10 protein-coding genes are annotated in these 14137 nt (G+C 67.4%); 3 read left to right on the forward strand and 7 right to left on the reverse strand.

The annotated features are described in order from the left end of the window. Positions 1–26: 26 nt before the first annotated feature. The 7 genes from AC3WP6_RS01240 to AC3WP6_RS01270 all read right to left on the reverse strand — a co-directional run bounded on the left by AC3WP6_RS01240 (position 27) and on the right by AC3WP6_RS01270 (position 6864). Entirely contained in the window at positions 27–944 is a 918-nt protein-coding gene (locus tag AC3WP6_RS01240) for an SMP-30/gluconolactonase/LRE family protein (RefSeq protein ID WP_492625977.1), read from the reverse strand. Further along, on the reverse strand, positions 941–1708 hold the full coding sequence (locus AC3WP6_RS01245; RefSeq protein ID WP_492625978.1) for an SDR family NAD(P)-dependent oxidoreductase: 768 nt from the start codon (positions 1706–1708) through the stop codon (positions 941–943). The genes AC3WP6_RS01240 and AC3WP6_RS01245 overlap by 4 nt, the downstream gene beginning before the upstream one ends. A gap of 5 nt (positions 1709–1713) precedes the next feature. After that, a complete protein-coding gene (gene dgoD / locus AC3WP6_RS01250) occupies positions 1714–2862 on the reverse strand; it encodes a galactonate dehydratase (RefSeq protein ID WP_492625979.1) in 1149 nt (382 codons plus the stop codon). Next, positions 2859–3485: a 2-dehydro-3-deoxy-6-phosphogalactonate aldolase gene (locus tag AC3WP6_RS01255; RefSeq protein WP_492625980.1), complete on the reverse strand. Its 627-nt coding sequence runs from the start codon at positions 3483–3485 to the stop codon at positions 2859–2861. Before AC3WP6_RS01255 ends, dgoD begins: the two co-directional genes overlap by 4 nt. Then, the gene (locus AC3WP6_RS01260; RefSeq protein WP_492625981.1) at positions 3482–4402 is read right to left on the reverse strand and encodes a 2-dehydro-3-deoxygalactonokinase; all 921 of its coding nucleotides are present in this window, start codon (positions 4400–4402) and stop codon (positions 3482–3484) included. The genes AC3WP6_RS01255 and AC3WP6_RS01260 overlap by 4 nt, the downstream gene beginning before the upstream one ends. Further along, the gene (locus AC3WP6_RS01265; protein WP_492625982.1) at positions 4399–5115 is read right to left on the reverse strand and encodes a FadR/GntR family transcriptional regulator; all 717 of its coding nucleotides are present in this window, start codon (positions 5113–5115) and stop codon (positions 4399–4401) included. The genes AC3WP6_RS01260 and AC3WP6_RS01265 overlap by 4 nt, the downstream gene beginning before the upstream one ends. A 96-nt stretch (positions 5116–5211) precedes the next feature. Continuing rightward, positions 5212–6864, reverse strand: coding sequence for an alpha-L-fucosidase (locus tag AC3WP6_RS01270; RefSeq protein ID WP_492625983.1), 1653 nt, complete (start codon positions 6862–6864; stop codon positions 5212–5214). A 301-nt stretch (positions 6865–7165) separates the two neighbouring features. On the opposite strand from AC3WP6_RS01270, the gene AC3WP6_RS01275 reads away from it, so the two are divergent. From AC3WP6_RS01275 to AC3WP6_RS01285, 3 genes are all read left to right on the forward strand, one after another. Next, a complete protein-coding gene (locus tag AC3WP6_RS01275) occupies positions 7166–10141 on the forward strand; it encodes a TonB-dependent receptor (protein ID WP_492625984.1) in 2976 nt (991 codons plus the stop codon). 155 nt (positions 10142–10296) lie between these two features. After that, a complete protein-coding gene (locus AC3WP6_RS01280) occupies positions 10297–12531 on the forward strand; it encodes a WD40/YVTN/BNR-like repeat-containing protein (RefSeq protein ID WP_492625985.1) in 2235 nt (744 codons plus the stop codon). Further along, positions 12528–14126: a DUF5597 domain-containing protein gene (locus AC3WP6_RS01285; RefSeq protein ID WP_492625986.1), complete on the forward strand. Its 1599-nt coding sequence runs from the start codon at positions 12528–12530 to the stop codon at positions 14124–14126. The genes AC3WP6_RS01280 and AC3WP6_RS01285 overlap by 4 nt, the downstream gene beginning before the upstream one ends. The last annotated feature ends 11 nt before the right edge of the window (positions 14127–14137 follow it).

Raw genomic sequence — 14137 nt, forward strand, 5'->3', positions numbered from 1 at the left:
GAGGGTCGTGCGATCCGCATGCCGGGCTACGGCGCCGGCGGCAGATCAACCGTTGGCGGTTTACCGGCAAATCGTGGTTCGGGCAGGCCGTGCGTGCCGACCTGCGCGGCGAACAGGGCACCGGCATCCGGTTCCCTGGCGAGCGTGGCGGCGTCCAGCCCGTCGCGTGCGCTGGTGAGGTAGAGCGTGTCCAGCTGCGCGCCGCCGAAAGCGGGACGGGTGGGCTGAGTGGCCGGCACCGGCAAGGTGTGGCTGAGGTGGCCGTCGGGCGCGTAGCGCACGACGCGGCCGGCGCCCCATTGCGCGCTCCACAGGCCGCCTTCGGCATCCACGCAGGCGCCGTCCGGCTCGCCGCGTTCCTCGCCGCGCAGGTCGGCAAACAGCCGTGAGGAACCGAGCGTATCGCCGTAAGGGCAGCAGCGGATCGTGCGCGTGGCCGAGTCGCAGTAGTACAGCGTGGCGCCATCCGGGCTGAAGGCCAGGCTGTTGCTGATGGCGACGTTTTCCAGCGGCAGGCGTTCGAGCGAAAGATTTGTGTTCAGGCGCCAGAAACTGCCGAGCGGCCGCTTGGTGCCGCCGTCGGCGGGCTCGTGCAGGGTGCCGAACACGAAGCGGCCCTGGCGGTCGCAGGCACCGTCGTTGCAGCGCGTGGGCAGCTCGGGCTCGATCTCGCATACGGTGTGCAAGGCGCCATCGGCCAGATGGAAAAACGCCAGCCGCGATGCCAACGCCAGCAGCAACCAGCCATCCGTCTCGCACAGGGCGAACGAGGTGAGGCGTTCGGGCAGATGCCACTGCCGGGTTTCGCCGCTGGCCGGCGCGTGGCGCCACAGCGTGGCGCGCTGGATGTCGGTCCAGTACAGCGCTTGCGCGCGCTCGCACCAGAGGATGCCCTCGCCGAGCACATTGCCGGCCGCCAGCGCCACCTGCGCCGGCGCGTTCACACCCAGCCGCCGTCGACCACGAAACTTTGCCCAGTACACATGTGGCTGTCGTCTGCGCCGAGGAACAGCGCCATGCGCGCGATGTCGTCGGCCATCAGGTAACCGCGCATGCACTGCACGCGGGCAATTTCGGCCTTGCCGTCGGCGTCCAGCCACAGCCGGCGCTGTTTGTCCGTGATGACCCAGCCCGGCACCAGCGCGTTGATGCGGATGTTGCGCTGACCGAGCGTGTGCGCCATGCCGTTGACGAAGCCGTGCACCGCCGCCTTGGCGGTGGCGTACAGCGGGTAGTCGGCGTTTTTCTTCATCCAGCCGGTGGAGCCCAGACAGATGATCGAGCCGCCGCCGGCAGCCTCCATGCCGGGCGTGACGGCGCGGGTGGCGAACACCTGGTGGCGCAGGTTGATGGCGAGGTTTTGCTCGTAGCCGGCGAGGTCGATGTCCGGCAGGTGGTGGCGTACGTCGTTGGCGGCGTTGTTCACCAGCACGGTGATCGGTCCGAGCTGGCCGGCGATCGTCGCGATCGCGTCCTGCAGGGCCGCGACGTCGGTGACGTCGCAGTGCACGAACTGCGGCAGATGCTGCACGTCGGCCAATGTGGGCAGCAGCTCGGCCGCGCCGGTGTCGTCGATGTCGAGAAAACCGACCTTGGCGCCCTGGCGTGCAAAGTGGCTGACGAACGCCGCACCGATGCCGGTGGCGCCGCCGGAAACCAGCACCACGCGGTTGGCGAGGCTGGGGTAGCGTGCGTAGGCGGAAGCCATGGCCATCACCACTCCGCCACGCTGCCGTCGGCATGGCGCCAGATCGGGTTGTGCCAGTGCTGGCCCACCGTGGCGCGCTCGGCCACGTAGGCCTCGTTCACCTCGATACCAAGGCCGGCACCGGTCGGCATTGTCACATAGCCGTCGGCGTAGGCGAACACGTGGCGGTCGGTGATGTAGTCAAGCAGGTCGTTGCCGCGGTTGTAGTGGATGCCCAGGCTTTGTTCCTGGATGAAGGCGTTGTGGCACACCGCGTCGAGCTGCAGGTTGGCGGCCAGCGCGATCGGCCCCAGCGGGCAGTGCAGTGCCAGCGCCACGTCGAACGCTTCGGCCATGGCGGCGATCTTGCGCGTCTCGGTGATACCGCCGGCATGCGAGGGGTCGGGCTGGATGATGTCGACACCGCCGGTGGTCAGTACCCGCTTGAAATCCCAGCGCGAGTACAGCCGTTCGCCCAGCGCGATCGGCGCCGGGGAAATCGCCGCCAGCTCGGGGATGGCTTCGAGGTGGTCGGAAAGCACCGGCTCCTCGATGAACATCAGGTTGAATGCGTGCAGTTCGCGCATCAGCACCTTGGCCATCGGCTTGTGCACGCGGCCGTGGAAATCCAGCGCGATGCCGATGTCGGGGCCGACCGCGTCGCGGATCGCCTGCACGTTTTCCAGCACGTGGGTGACCTTGGCGTGGGCGTCGATGAACTGCAGCTCCGCCGTGGCGTTCATCTTTACTGCACTGAAGCCGCGCGCCACGGCGTCCTTCGCCGCGTTGGCGGTATCCGCCGGGCGGTCGCCGCCGATCCACGAATACACCCGGATGCGCTCGCGCACCGGGCCGCCGAGCAGCTCGTACACCGGCTTGCCGAGATCCTTGCCCTTGATGTCCCACAGCGCCTGGTCGACGCCGGCGATGGCGCTCATCAGTACCGGCCCGCCGCGGTAGAAGCCGCCGCGGTACATCGCCGACCACAGGTCCTCGACCGCACGCGGGTCCTTGCCCACGAGGTAGTCGGCCAGCTCGGCGACGGCGGCAGCCACGGTGTGCGCGCGGCCTTCCACCACCGGCTCGCCCCAGCCGCTGATGCCGGCATCGGTGTCGATGCGCAGGAAGGTCCAGCGCGGGGGGACCACATAGGTGGTGAGTTTGGTGATCTTCATGTGCGGGGTTCCAGCTTGTGCCACGCGGCGACGAAAGCCGCGGCGCGGGTTTTGGTTTCTGCCAATGGGCGACCTGGTGCGTACAACGCCGAGCCGATGCCGAAGCCGCTGGCGCCAGCGGCGTGCCACGCGGCCATGCTTTCCGGCGTGATGCCGCCCACCGGCAGCACCGGCACCGTGCGCGGCACCACGGCACGCCAGGCTTTCAGCGCCGCCGGCGTGGACTGCTCGGCGGGAAACAGCTTCAAGGCGTCGGCCCCGGCGGCCAGCGCGGCGAAGGCCTCGGTGGGCGTCGCCACACCGGGCGTGCACACCATGCCGGCGGCCTTTGCGGCGCGAATCACCGCGCCGTCACTGTGCGGCATCACGATCAACCGGCCGCCCGCGGCGGCCACCTCGGCGACGGCATCCGCCGTCATCACCGTGCCGGCACCCACCAGCGCACGGGTGCCCAGCGCCGCGTGCAGGCGCGCGATGCTGTCCAGTGGGGCGGGAGAATTGAGCGGCACTTCGATCAGGCGGAAACCAGCGGCGAGCAGCGCCTCGCCCACCGGCACCGCCTCGTCGGGCGCAATGCCGCGCAGGATCGCCACCAGCGGCAGCGCGTGGAATTCGGGAATCATGCGGAAGTTGCCTCGGTAACCAGGCCGGCCAGGGTCGCCAGTCGCCACAACCCGCTGGCGGCGCTGTCGACGATGGTGGCGGACAGGGAAAGATCGAAATGGCGGGCGGCCTGTGCGTAGCGCCGGCACAGGTCGGGATCGCCGATGAGTTGCAACGGCGTGTCGCGCGTGGCGTCACCATTGGCCACGGCGCTGCGGAACTCTTCGCCAATCAGCAGCCCGGAGAGGTAATCCGGCACGGCGCTGGCGGCAAGCTCGCCCGCCAGCAGCAACGCGCGGGCGGTGAACAGCCGGCTGAAGGCGCCCGCCGCGCCACTGGCGCGCGCGGCGATCACGCCACGGTCGAAGGCGGCAGCATCGGTCACGGGTTCCGCGCCGGTCGTTCCGAGGATCGTGTGTCGGCTGAGCGCGGCAAACACCTCGCCGGTCATGACGGTGCGAAACGCCACGATCTGGCCGCGCGCAATGCGCACCCATTTGCTGTGCGTGCCGGGCATGACGCAGGTGGCTTGCGATGCCAGTGCCGGCCGCTGATGCAGGGCGCCAAGCAGTTGCGTCTCCTCGCCGCGCATCACGTCCGGTCCGGCCGCATCGCGCAGCCCCGGCACCAGCCATAGCGGCAGGCCGTCGGCCGCCACCACCGCCACCAACACGCTGCCCAGCTGGTCGAGTGCCAGCGGCACGTCGCGGTACGGCACTTCGTGCCAGCCGCCACGACTGCCCACCATGCCGCACGCGATGCGCGGCAGGCTGGGCCAGCCGGCGGTGACCTCCGCCAACGCGGCCGGGTAGCCGCCAGCCGGCAATTGGCGGATGCCCCAGGCGCGTGCACGGTGGTCGACCACGCGGCCAGCATCGTCGAACCGGTACGCGCGCAGGCTGCTGGTGCCCCAGTCGAGGCCAATCAAGCCGGTCATGACGCGCCGGTTGTCTTGGTGTGGCGGCGAATGTTGCGGCGCGAGTCGGTCACGGTCGCCAGCATGGCCTGACGGGCCACTTCGGGATGGCGGCGGCGGATCGCATCCAGCACCTTCTTGTGATGCGGCAGGGAATACTTGAAGTTGCTGGCGGTTTGCGCCGACAGCTGGAAGTAGCTGCCCAGCGCGGTCTCGATCACTGCAAACAACGAGGCCAGAAGCTCGTTGTGGGTGGCCTGCAGGATGGCTTCGTGGAAGGCGAGATCGGCGATCGCCCAGGCGTCGCGATCGACCGCGTCGGCCATCGCCGTGTAGGCCGCATCCAGCGTTGCCAGCTCGGCATCGCTGCGGTTGCGTGCCGCGGAGGCCGCGGCTGCCGGCTCGATGATCTCGCGCATCTCGACCAGCTTTTCGACAAAATCGTCGGTGGGCATCAGGTCGCAGCGCCAGGCCAGCACATCGGCATCGAGCTGGTTCCAGTAGGTCACCTCGCGCACCCGCGTGCCGGTCTTCTGCCGCGATTCGATCAGGCCCTTGGCCGAAAGCACTTTCATTGCCTCGCGCAACGCGGTGCGGCTCACGTGCATGCGTTCGGCCAACAGTTCCTCACGCGGCAGGTTCGCGCCCGGAGCGATCCCGCCGCCAACGATCAACCGGCCCAACTCCTGCACGACTTGCCCATGCAGGCTGCGGACCGCAGCAAGCTTGACCATCGGTATCTCCTTGCGGATGGTGCGACGACGCGCATCACAGTAGGGTTATTTGTACTACATTTCACCGGAAACTCGAAGCGCTGTCGAGCGCATTCTTCACGGCGCCGGCGGCGGCGCCGCCAGTTCGATGTCGTAGACGTAGGCGGCGGGGCCGGCAGGCGGCTTGCCGACCTGCAGACGCAACCCTTGTGGCGTGCTGTGCCAGGCCACCGGTGCACGGCTGCCGAGCAGGCGCACGCTGCGGACCCCGTCGCCCGGCGTGACCGATTTGATGGTCGCTGCGCCGTCCCTGGGCCAGCCCAGCTCGATGGCGTACAGGTGGCCGGCGCGTTGCGTGAAGCGGAAGTCCGCCGCGGTATAGGCTTTCGATGCCCGTTCCTGGAACGCGCCCGCGGCCTGGCGCGTCGGGCCTTCGCCAAACGTCCACCACGGATGGCTGGCGTAGATCGCCGCGCCGTTCACCTTGAGCCAGGCACCGATCTCGCGCAGCACGTCACGCTCCTGCCGGACGATGGTGCCGTCCGGTCGCGGGCCGATGTCCAGCAGCAGGTTGCCGTTCTTGCTCACCACGTCGGCCAGCAGCTGCACGATCTCGCCGGCATCGCGATAGCGGTCGTTGGCCACGTAGCCCCACGAGCTGCGGCTGATGGTGGTGTCGGTTTGCCACGGTTGCGGACGGATGGCGCCCAGCTGTCCGCGCTCCACATCCAGCGTGCCGCTGCCGGGAGCCAGGGCGTCGAGCTTGTAGGTGAGCACCACGCCGCCGCGCGTCGCCCCGGCGTTGTAGTAGTACGCAAGGAGTTTTGGCACTGCCGCATGAAACGCCGGCTGGCCCATCCACCAGTCGAGGTAGAGCAGATCGGGGTGGTAGTACTTCTCCAGCTCGGCGGTGCGCGCCAGCCAGTCGTCGACCCACGCCTGGGACACATACGTGCGGTCGGCGGCGAGCTGCATGTCGGCCGGGTCGCCCGGTGCGGGACGCTGCGGCACGGCCGGGCCGTACAAGCCGGCGTAGCGCGGGTCGTTGACGTCCGAATCGACCTCGCGGCCGTGACCGAAGAACCAGTCGTTCTCCGCGGTGTGCGAGGACACGCCGAAATGCAGGCCCGCCGCGCGGACCGCCTTGCCGAGCTCGCCGATGACGTCGCGGCGGGGCCCCATTTTCACTGCGGTCCAGTCGGAAAGCCGCGAGTCGTACATGGCGAAGCCGTCTGAATGTTCGGCGACGCCGATCACGTAACGTGCGCCCGCGGCGCGAAACAGCGCCGCCCATTGGGCCGGGTTCCAGCGCGCGGCGGTGAGTCCGGGGATGTAGTCCTTGTAGCCGAAGTGCGCGAGCGACCCGTGGGTAGCGAGCTGGTGCGCGTATTCCGGTGTGCCTCGCCGGTACATGTTGCGTGGGTACCACTCGTTGGCGAACGCCGGCACCGCGAACACGCCCCAGTGCACGAAGATGCCGAACTTGGCGTTGCCGAACCACGCCGGAGCGCGATACGCCTGCAGCGATTTCCACTCGGGGCGAAACGGCCCGTGCGCATCGCCTTCGGCCACGGTGCCGAGCAATGCCTGGCGCGGTCGGGTGAAACGCTGCACCGCCTGCTGCCAGCGCAAGTCTGCCTGCTGCGGGGTGAGCGTGGTGGCCGTGGGCTGCGTGGCGTCGGCAGCCAGCGCCATGCAGGACCATGCCGCCAGCACGGCGAGCATCCCCCACCGCTGCCACGGTGAGGTCGTTGAAGACGAACTGCGCATGATCCCCTCCGGGCATTCGCGTAGGGTGCCGAAGGCACGCTTGGCCGCCGCGAAAATCTAGCAGGCAGGCTGGTTGCCGCGGATGCATACGGCAAGCGCAAATGAAGAAACGTTAGCGGAGCCGCTTGATTTCGTAATTGTGCCGCCGCGGTGTGCCGCCCCACGATGTGCCATCCCCGTTTAGACGGGTATGACGGAACGCCTGCATGCCAGCCAGCGCGTGGATGCAGTCGAGATCCGTCCGGGCAATTGGGGTGATGCAGGCATCGTGGCCTGCGGACTGACGATGTGGGGGAGAGCCATGATCGAATTCGCAAGCAAAGTAAAGACTCGTCCAATCCGGCGTCCGCTGTCGCGGTTGTCGGGCGCGATTGCGCTTGGGCTGCTGTTTGGAGTGCCGGGCCTGCACGCGCAGCCGGCAACCTCGACGGCACAGACGCAGGACCAAAATGCGTCGGCGGCATCTGCCACCGACGCGAGATCGCCGAAGAAGGCCGCGAAGGCCGGCAGCAAGCAGGTCAAGGACCTTTCCACCGTGACCGTGACCGGCATTCGTGCATCGGTGGAGAAGGCGCAGGACATCAAACGCGACGCCGACACCTTCGTCGATTCGATGTCCGCCACGGACATCGGCGCGCTGCCGGATCGCAGTGTCACGGAAACCCTGTCGCGCATTCCCGGCGTCACCATCGACCATTTCCTTTCCCAGGGCGACCCGGAACACTTTTCCGCCGAGGGCAGTGGCGTGCAGGTGCGCGGCCTCACGCAGGTGCGTTCCGAGTTGAATGGCGGCGACAGTTTCTCCGCCAACGGTGGGCGCGCCCTCAGCTTCCAGGACGTGCCGTCGGAATTGATGTCCGGCGTCGACGTCTACAAGAACCAGACGGCCGAGATGATCGAGGGCGGCCTGGGCGGCACGGTGAACCTGCGCACTTTCATGCCCTTCGATTTCCAGGGCCAGAAGATCGCCGCTTCAGTCAGCGAGAACTACGGCAACTTCATCAAGAAGTACAAGCCGTCCGCCTCGGTGCTCTACAGCAATCGTTGGCAAACCAGCCTCGGCGAAATGGGTTTCCTCGTCGATGTCGCCGATTCCCGCCTGGCCACGCGTACGGATGGCCTGTTCGTGCGCCCGTTCTTCAAGAACGCAGGCGGCATCTGGGTGCCGCGCGGCGCCGACTGGCGCACCTTGCTCTATGACCGCAAGCGCGATGGTGCCTACCTGGCCTTCCAGTGGCGTCCCAACAACGATATCGACGTTTACGCCACCGCGTTCCAGAGCAAATACCACGAGGTCTGGGACGAGGATGCGATCTTCGTGAGCAACGACCCGACGCAGGTCACGGTGGATGCCAGCCAGCCAAGCCAGGTCAACGGCGGCGTGTTCCAGTCCGGTCGGCTCACGCAGAACGGCGGGATGCCGATGGGCACCGATATCCGTGCATCCAACAGCCACTCCAAGACCACGGATTTCTCCACCGGGATGAAATGGCGGCTGGGCACGAGCACCGAGCTCTCGAGTTCTTTGCAGTTCGTCAAGGCCAGCACCAACAGTCTGGATTCCACGGTGTCCCTGGGCACCAACGTGCCTTACATCGACGTCGCGCTGAACGGCAGCAACCCGCCACGCATCGGTGTCGCTTCCGATTTCACCGGGAACCCCGCCAATTACTACTGGGGGTTCACCATGGATCACCAGGATCAGAACTACGCGAGAGAGCTGGCCTGGCGCGCGGACATCAACCACAGCTTCGTCAACGGCTTCGTGCAGGGAGTGAGGGCGGGCGTGCGCCTCACCAACCGCTACGCCAACAACATCGATACGGGCTACAACTGGATGCCCGTGTTCCAGACCTGGATGCAGGGTTGGGCACTGCCCGGTGGTGCGCTGCCCGGCCTGGACTTGAACGGTACGGTCAACACCAGCCTGGTGCACCTGGATACGTTCAAGAACTTCTACAAGGGTGACGCCGGCGTACCGGGTGCGTTCTATGCGCCGATATTGTCGACCGCGCTGGGCTACCCGGGCAGTTACGCGGCCATCCACGATGCCGCCAGCCCGTTTTATTCCTGCTGCTATGCGAACCCGTACAAGCCCACGCTGCTCGATGCCGCGCACACCAATCTTCAGCACGAAAAGACCTACGCGGCGTATGCCATGGTCGATTTTGGCGTGGACGATATCGGGCTGAGCGGCAACCTCGGCGTGCGTGCGGTGAAAACCAAGAATGCGGCCCAGGGCTTTCTGGTGTATCCCGACCAGGCGTTTGCGCCCTATCTGGGCGCGGGCCAGTCCACGCCCGTCAGCGCCCGCAACGAGTACACCGACGTCCTGCCCAGCTTGAACGTGAAGTGGGAGTTCGCCCCGAACCTGGTCACGCGGTTTGCCTTTTCCAAGGCGATTGCGCGGCCGAGCTTCAGCCAGATGCAGGCCTACCAGATTCTCAATGCCGCCGTGCTGTCGGGCTATACGCCGCCGGCCGGCACCGCCACCCTGCCGGTCGACAAGCTGACCCTGACCGGCAGTTCCTACAGCAACCCGTACCTGACGCCGATGAAGGCCAACCAGTTCGACTTGTCGCTGGAGTGGTACTTCGATCCGGATCGCGGCGGCATGGCCTGGATCAACCTGTTCCACAAGGGGCTGAGCGACTATTTCCGCAACGAGTCGCGGTTCGTGACCTATCCGGGCGTCGACGGCAACAACTACCCGTATCTGATCACCCGGCCGGTGAACGTCGGCAAGGCGACGATCGATGGCGCGGAAATCGGCTGGAACCAGTTCTTCGATTTCCTGCCGGTCAAGGGTTTCGGCATGTCGGCGAACTACACCTACATCCGGAGCAGGACCCATCTGCCGAACGACACCACGGCAGTGCCGTTGGATACGGACGGCTCCAGTTACGGCAGTCTCCCGGCGGATGGGTTGTCGCGGGATTCCCTCAACGTCGCCGGCTTCTACGAACACGGCCCATGGCAAATCCGACTGGCCTACAACTGGCGCAGCCAGTACCTGCTGTCGATCGGTCCGAATGGCTACAACGGTACCGACAACAGCATTCCGTGGAAGCTGCCGGTATTTGCCGATGCCTACGGGCAACTGGACGGCTCGGTCTTCTACGCGTTCAACGAGCACCTGAAACTCGGCCTGGAGATGAACAACCTCAACAACGCCGAGCAGCGCACGATCATGTATCAGAACGCATCCGGCAAGCACATCACGTCCTGGTACGTGAACGACACCCGTTACGCGCTGACGCTGCGCATGTCGTTCTGATCGTGTCGGGGGTGGGCAGCCGACGAGGGTTCCGGCCTGAGGCAGGGCAGCCCGTATCGGGTGTCTTGCCGGGCACCCTGAAAGACCTTGCCGCATCCCGGCCTGCGCAGTGTGCGGGCCGGGGTGGCGGCAAGGTGACGAGGGGTTTCTTCGACATGTTCAGAACCATCGGCGTCATTGCCGGCTCTTTGTTTCTCGCGCTGAGCGTCCACGCCAGCCAACCTGCCGCCGTCCCGTACCACTTCACCGGCGTGCGCATCGGGGGCGGTGGCTATGTTTCCGGTCTGCTCTTCCACCCGGCGGTGCGCGGCCTGTCCTATGCGCGCACCGACGTGGGTGGCGCCTATCGCCGGGATACGGCCTGCGGGGAATGGGTGCCGTTGCTCGACTGGATCGCGGCAAAGGACGAGAACCTGCTCGGCATCGACAGTCTCGCCGTCGATCCTTCCGATCCGCAGCGGCTGTACCTGGCCGCCGGCACCTACACCACGCCGCAGGCGGGTAATGCGGCCATCCTTCGCTCGGATGACCAGGGGCGCCACTTCGAGCGCATCGACTTGCCGTTCAAGCTGGGCGGCAACGAGCTAGGGCGCGGCAACGGCGAGCGGCTGGCGGTGGATCCGAACGATGGCCGGGTGTTGTTTCTGGGGTCGCGCGATGCCGGGCTGTGGCGCAGCGACGACCATGGCGCGCATTGGGCGAAGGTGGACGGCTTCCCGGCCGTGGCCACCTCGCCATCCGCCAGCGCGAGCAACGCCTGGCGCACCCAGCCCGTCGGCATCGTGTTCGTGGTATTCGATCCGGCCAGTGGCCGGCGCGGCCAGCCGACGCCGGTGATCTATGCCGGCGTGTCCACCCGGCAAACCAGCCTGTTCCGTTCCACCGATGGCGGCCGCAGTTGGAGCGCGGTACCGGGGCAGCCCGTCGGCCTGCGACCCAGCCATATGCATCGTGCCAGCGATGGCGACTACTACCTGAGTTACGGTGACGAGCCGGGCCCCGACACCATGCACGACGGCGCCATCTGGCGCTGGCAGTCGGCGGCTAACCGCTGGACCGACATCACGCCCATACCCGATCAAAGCCGGCCCGGCCACGGCAAATCCGCGGGCTTCGGCTGGGGCGATGTGGCGGTGGCGCCGTCGAATCCCGCGGTGCTCATCGCCAGCACGCACCATCTGTACACGCCGCACGATCTGCTGTTCCGCAGCACCGACCGCGGCGCGCATTGGGTCGAGGTGTTCGCGCATTCGGTGTTCGACCGTCGCGAGGCGCCCTGGACGGTGGAGCACACGCCGCACTGGATGACCACCGTGGCAATCGATCCGTTCGATCCCGGCCACGTGATGTTCGTCACCGGCTACGGCGTGTGGTCAACGCGCGACGTGGGCCGGCTCGATGCGGGCGGCGAGGTGCACTGGACGTTCGCCGATCGCGGGCTGGAGGAAACCGTGCCGCTCGGCCTGATCAGCCCTCCGCAAGGTGCGCACTTGCTGAGCGCGCTCGGCGATCTGGACGGCTATCGCCATGACGATCTCGACCTAGCGCCGCTGCAGTTCGCCGCACCGCCGCGTTATGCGAACAGCGAGAGCATCGACTACGCCGGCCTGAGGCCATTGCGCATCGTGCGCAGCGGCTACCTGCGCAAGCCGTTCGGTCCGGCGGTGCGCGCCGCCTGGTCGGACGACGGTGGCCGGCATTGGCAGGCGTTTGCCGGCGAGCCGCCGGAAGGCGACGGCGCGGGCAGCATCGCGTGGAGCGCCGGTGGGGAAGGCGTGCTGTGGGCGCCGCGCCACGCGGGGCAGGTCTACCTCACGCACGATTTCGGCCGCCGCTGGCGTGCCGTGGCGGGCTTGCCGGGCGGCGTGACGGTGCTGGGCGATCGCGTCGACCCGCGGCGCTGCTACGCGGTCGATCCACGTACCGGTGCGCTGTATGCAAGCCACGACGGCGGCGCGAGCTTCGCCCCGCTGGCGGGCGAACTCGGAGCCGCTGCGCGCGGGCGCGATCATGTGCAGTTGCAGGCTGCGCCCGATGCGGCGGGTGTGCTCTATCTGGCTGCGCGGGACCTGCCCCTGACGCGCGGCGACGATGCGGGCCATGTGCAGCAGGTGCTGCCCGGCATCGCCGGCGTCGACGCCTTCGGTTTCGGCAAGCCGGCGCCGGGCCGGCATTCACCCGTACTGTTCGTGGCGGGCCGGTACGGGCAGCAGCAGGGCCTGTTCCGTTCGCTTGACGATGGACAGCACTGGCAGCGCATCAACGACGACGCCCACCAGTACGGCCGCATTGCCCATGTGACGGGCGACCCGCGCGTGTTCGGGCGGGTGTACTTCGCCACCGGCGGGCGCGGGATCATCTACGGCGAACCAGAGGGGACGGGCCCATGAACCGTTGGCGATGGTTGTTCGCAGGCGTGTTCGCCATGGTCGTCGGCATGCCGGCGTTCGCCGCGCCGCTGCCGCGGATCGTGACCGACCACGGCCGGCACATGCTGCTGGTGGATGGCCAGCCGTACCTGATGCTGGGTGCACAGGTGAACAACTCCAGTGCCTGGCCGGCGATGCTGCCGAAGGTATGGCCGGCGATGGAAGCGCTGCACGCGAACACCGTGCAGGTGCCGATCGCCTGGGAGCAGATCGAGCCCGGCGAGGGGCATTTCGACTTCAGCTTTCTCGACACCCTGGTCACGCAGGCGCGCGAGCACCACCTGCGCCTGGTGCTGCTGTGGTTCGCCACCTGGAAAAACAACGGCCCCGCCTATGCTCCGGCGTGGGTGAAGCTCGACAACCGCCGTTTCCCGCGTGTGGTGAAGAAGAATGGCGACACGCTGAATTCACTGTCGCCGTTTGCGGCGTCCACGCTCAACGCCGACCGTACGGCGTTTGTCGCCTTGATGAAGCACCTGCGCACGATCGACGGGGAGCAGCACACGGTCATCATGGTGCAGGTGGAAAACGAGTCGGGCACCTATGGCACTGACCGCGACTACGCCGCTGCCGGCACCCGGCTGCTGCGGTCGCCGGTACCGGCGGCGGTACTGGCGAAGACCGGGCGCAAGGCCGGCACCTGGGCCGACGTGTTCGGCAAGGACGCGGCGGAGTTCTCCTACGCCTGGGCCATCGCCCGCTACATCGAGCAGGTGGCTGCGGCCGGCAAGGCCGTCTACGACCTGCCGATGTATGCCAATGTCGCCTTGCGCGACCCGTTCCATCCGGGCCCGCCGGGCAGCTATTCGAGCGGGGGCCCCACCGACAACGTGCTCGCGATCTGGCGTGCGGCGGCACCGGCACTGGACTTGATCGCACCGGATATCTACCTGCCGGAATACGCGAAGTACACCTCGGTGCTGGACCGCTACGCGCGCGCCGACAATCCGCTGCTCGTCGCCGAAACCGGCAACGCGGCGCCGTATGCGCGTTACGTCTTCGCGGCGCTCGGGCACGGCGCGATCGGGTTCTCGCCGTTCGGCATGGATTACACCGGCTATTCCAACTGGCCGCTCGGCGCGCAGCGGGTGGACGCCGACACGATTGCCCCGTTTGCGCTGGATTACGCCTTGCTGCGCCCGATCGCCGCGCTGGTCGCCCAGGCCGGTTATGCGGGCCACGTATGGGGTGCGTCCGAGCCGGAGCAGGTGCACACCCAGCAGCTCGACCTTGGCGGCTGGGTCGCGGATGTCGCCTACGGCTTGCCGCAGTTCGGCACGCCGGAAGCCAAGGGCAACCCGGCGCCGCGGGGCGGCGTGCTGATCGTGCAGCTTGGTCGCGATGACTACCTCGTGGCCGGTTATCACGCGCGCGTGGGCTTTCGGCCAGCCGGTCGCAATGCCGGCAGGCATGCGCTGTTCGAGCGGGTGGAAGAAGGTCGCTACGTGGCGGGCCAGTGGCAGTTCCTGCGCGTGTGGAATGGCGACCAGACCGATTACGGCCTCAACCTCACCAGTCAGCCGCAGTGGCTGCACGTGAAGCTGGCCACCTATTGATGGACATCCGC

Source organism: Rhodanobacter sp. FW106-HT46G03, from assembly GCF_058789895.1.

What these genes read in the sequence shown, in the direction of transcription:
- AC3WP6_RS01265 (WP_492625982.1), bottom strand. Translation starts at nt 5,115, where the DNA reads ATGGTCAAGCTTGCTGCGGTCCGCAGCCTGCATGGGCAAGTCGTGCAG.
- AC3WP6_RS01260 (WP_492625981.1), bottom strand. Translation starts at nt 4,402, where the DNA reads ATGACCGGCTTGATTGGCCTCGACTGGGGCACCAGCAGCCTGCGCGCG.
- AC3WP6_RS01275 (WP_492625984.1), top strand. Translation starts at nt 7,166, where the DNA reads ATGATCGAATTCGCAAGCAAAGTAAAGACTCGTCCAATCCGGCGTCCG.
- AC3WP6_RS01245 (WP_492625978.1), bottom strand. Translation starts at nt 1,708, where the DNA reads ATGGCTTCCGCCTACGCACGCTACCCCAGCCTCGCCAACCGCGTGGTG.
- AC3WP6_RS01285 (WP_492625986.1), top strand. Translation starts at nt 12,528, where the DNA reads ATGAACCGTTGGCGATGGTTGTTCGCAGGCGTGTTCGCCATGGTCGTC.
- AC3WP6_RS01270 (WP_492625983.1), bottom strand. Translation starts at nt 6,864, where the DNA reads ATGCGCAGTTCGTCTTCAACGACCTCACCGTGGCAGCGGTGGGGGATG.
- AC3WP6_RS01280 (WP_492625985.1), top strand. Translation starts at nt 10,297, where the DNA reads ATGTTCAGAACCATCGGCGTCATTGCCGGCTCTTTGTTTCTCGCGCTG.
- AC3WP6_RS01255 (WP_492625980.1), bottom strand. Translation starts at nt 3,485, where the DNA reads ATGATTCCCGAATTCCACGCGCTGCCGCTGGTGGCGATCCTGCGCGGC.
- dgoD (WP_492625979.1), bottom strand. Translation starts at nt 2,862, where the DNA reads ATGAAGATCACCAAACTCACCACCTATGTGGTCCCCCCGCGCTGGACC.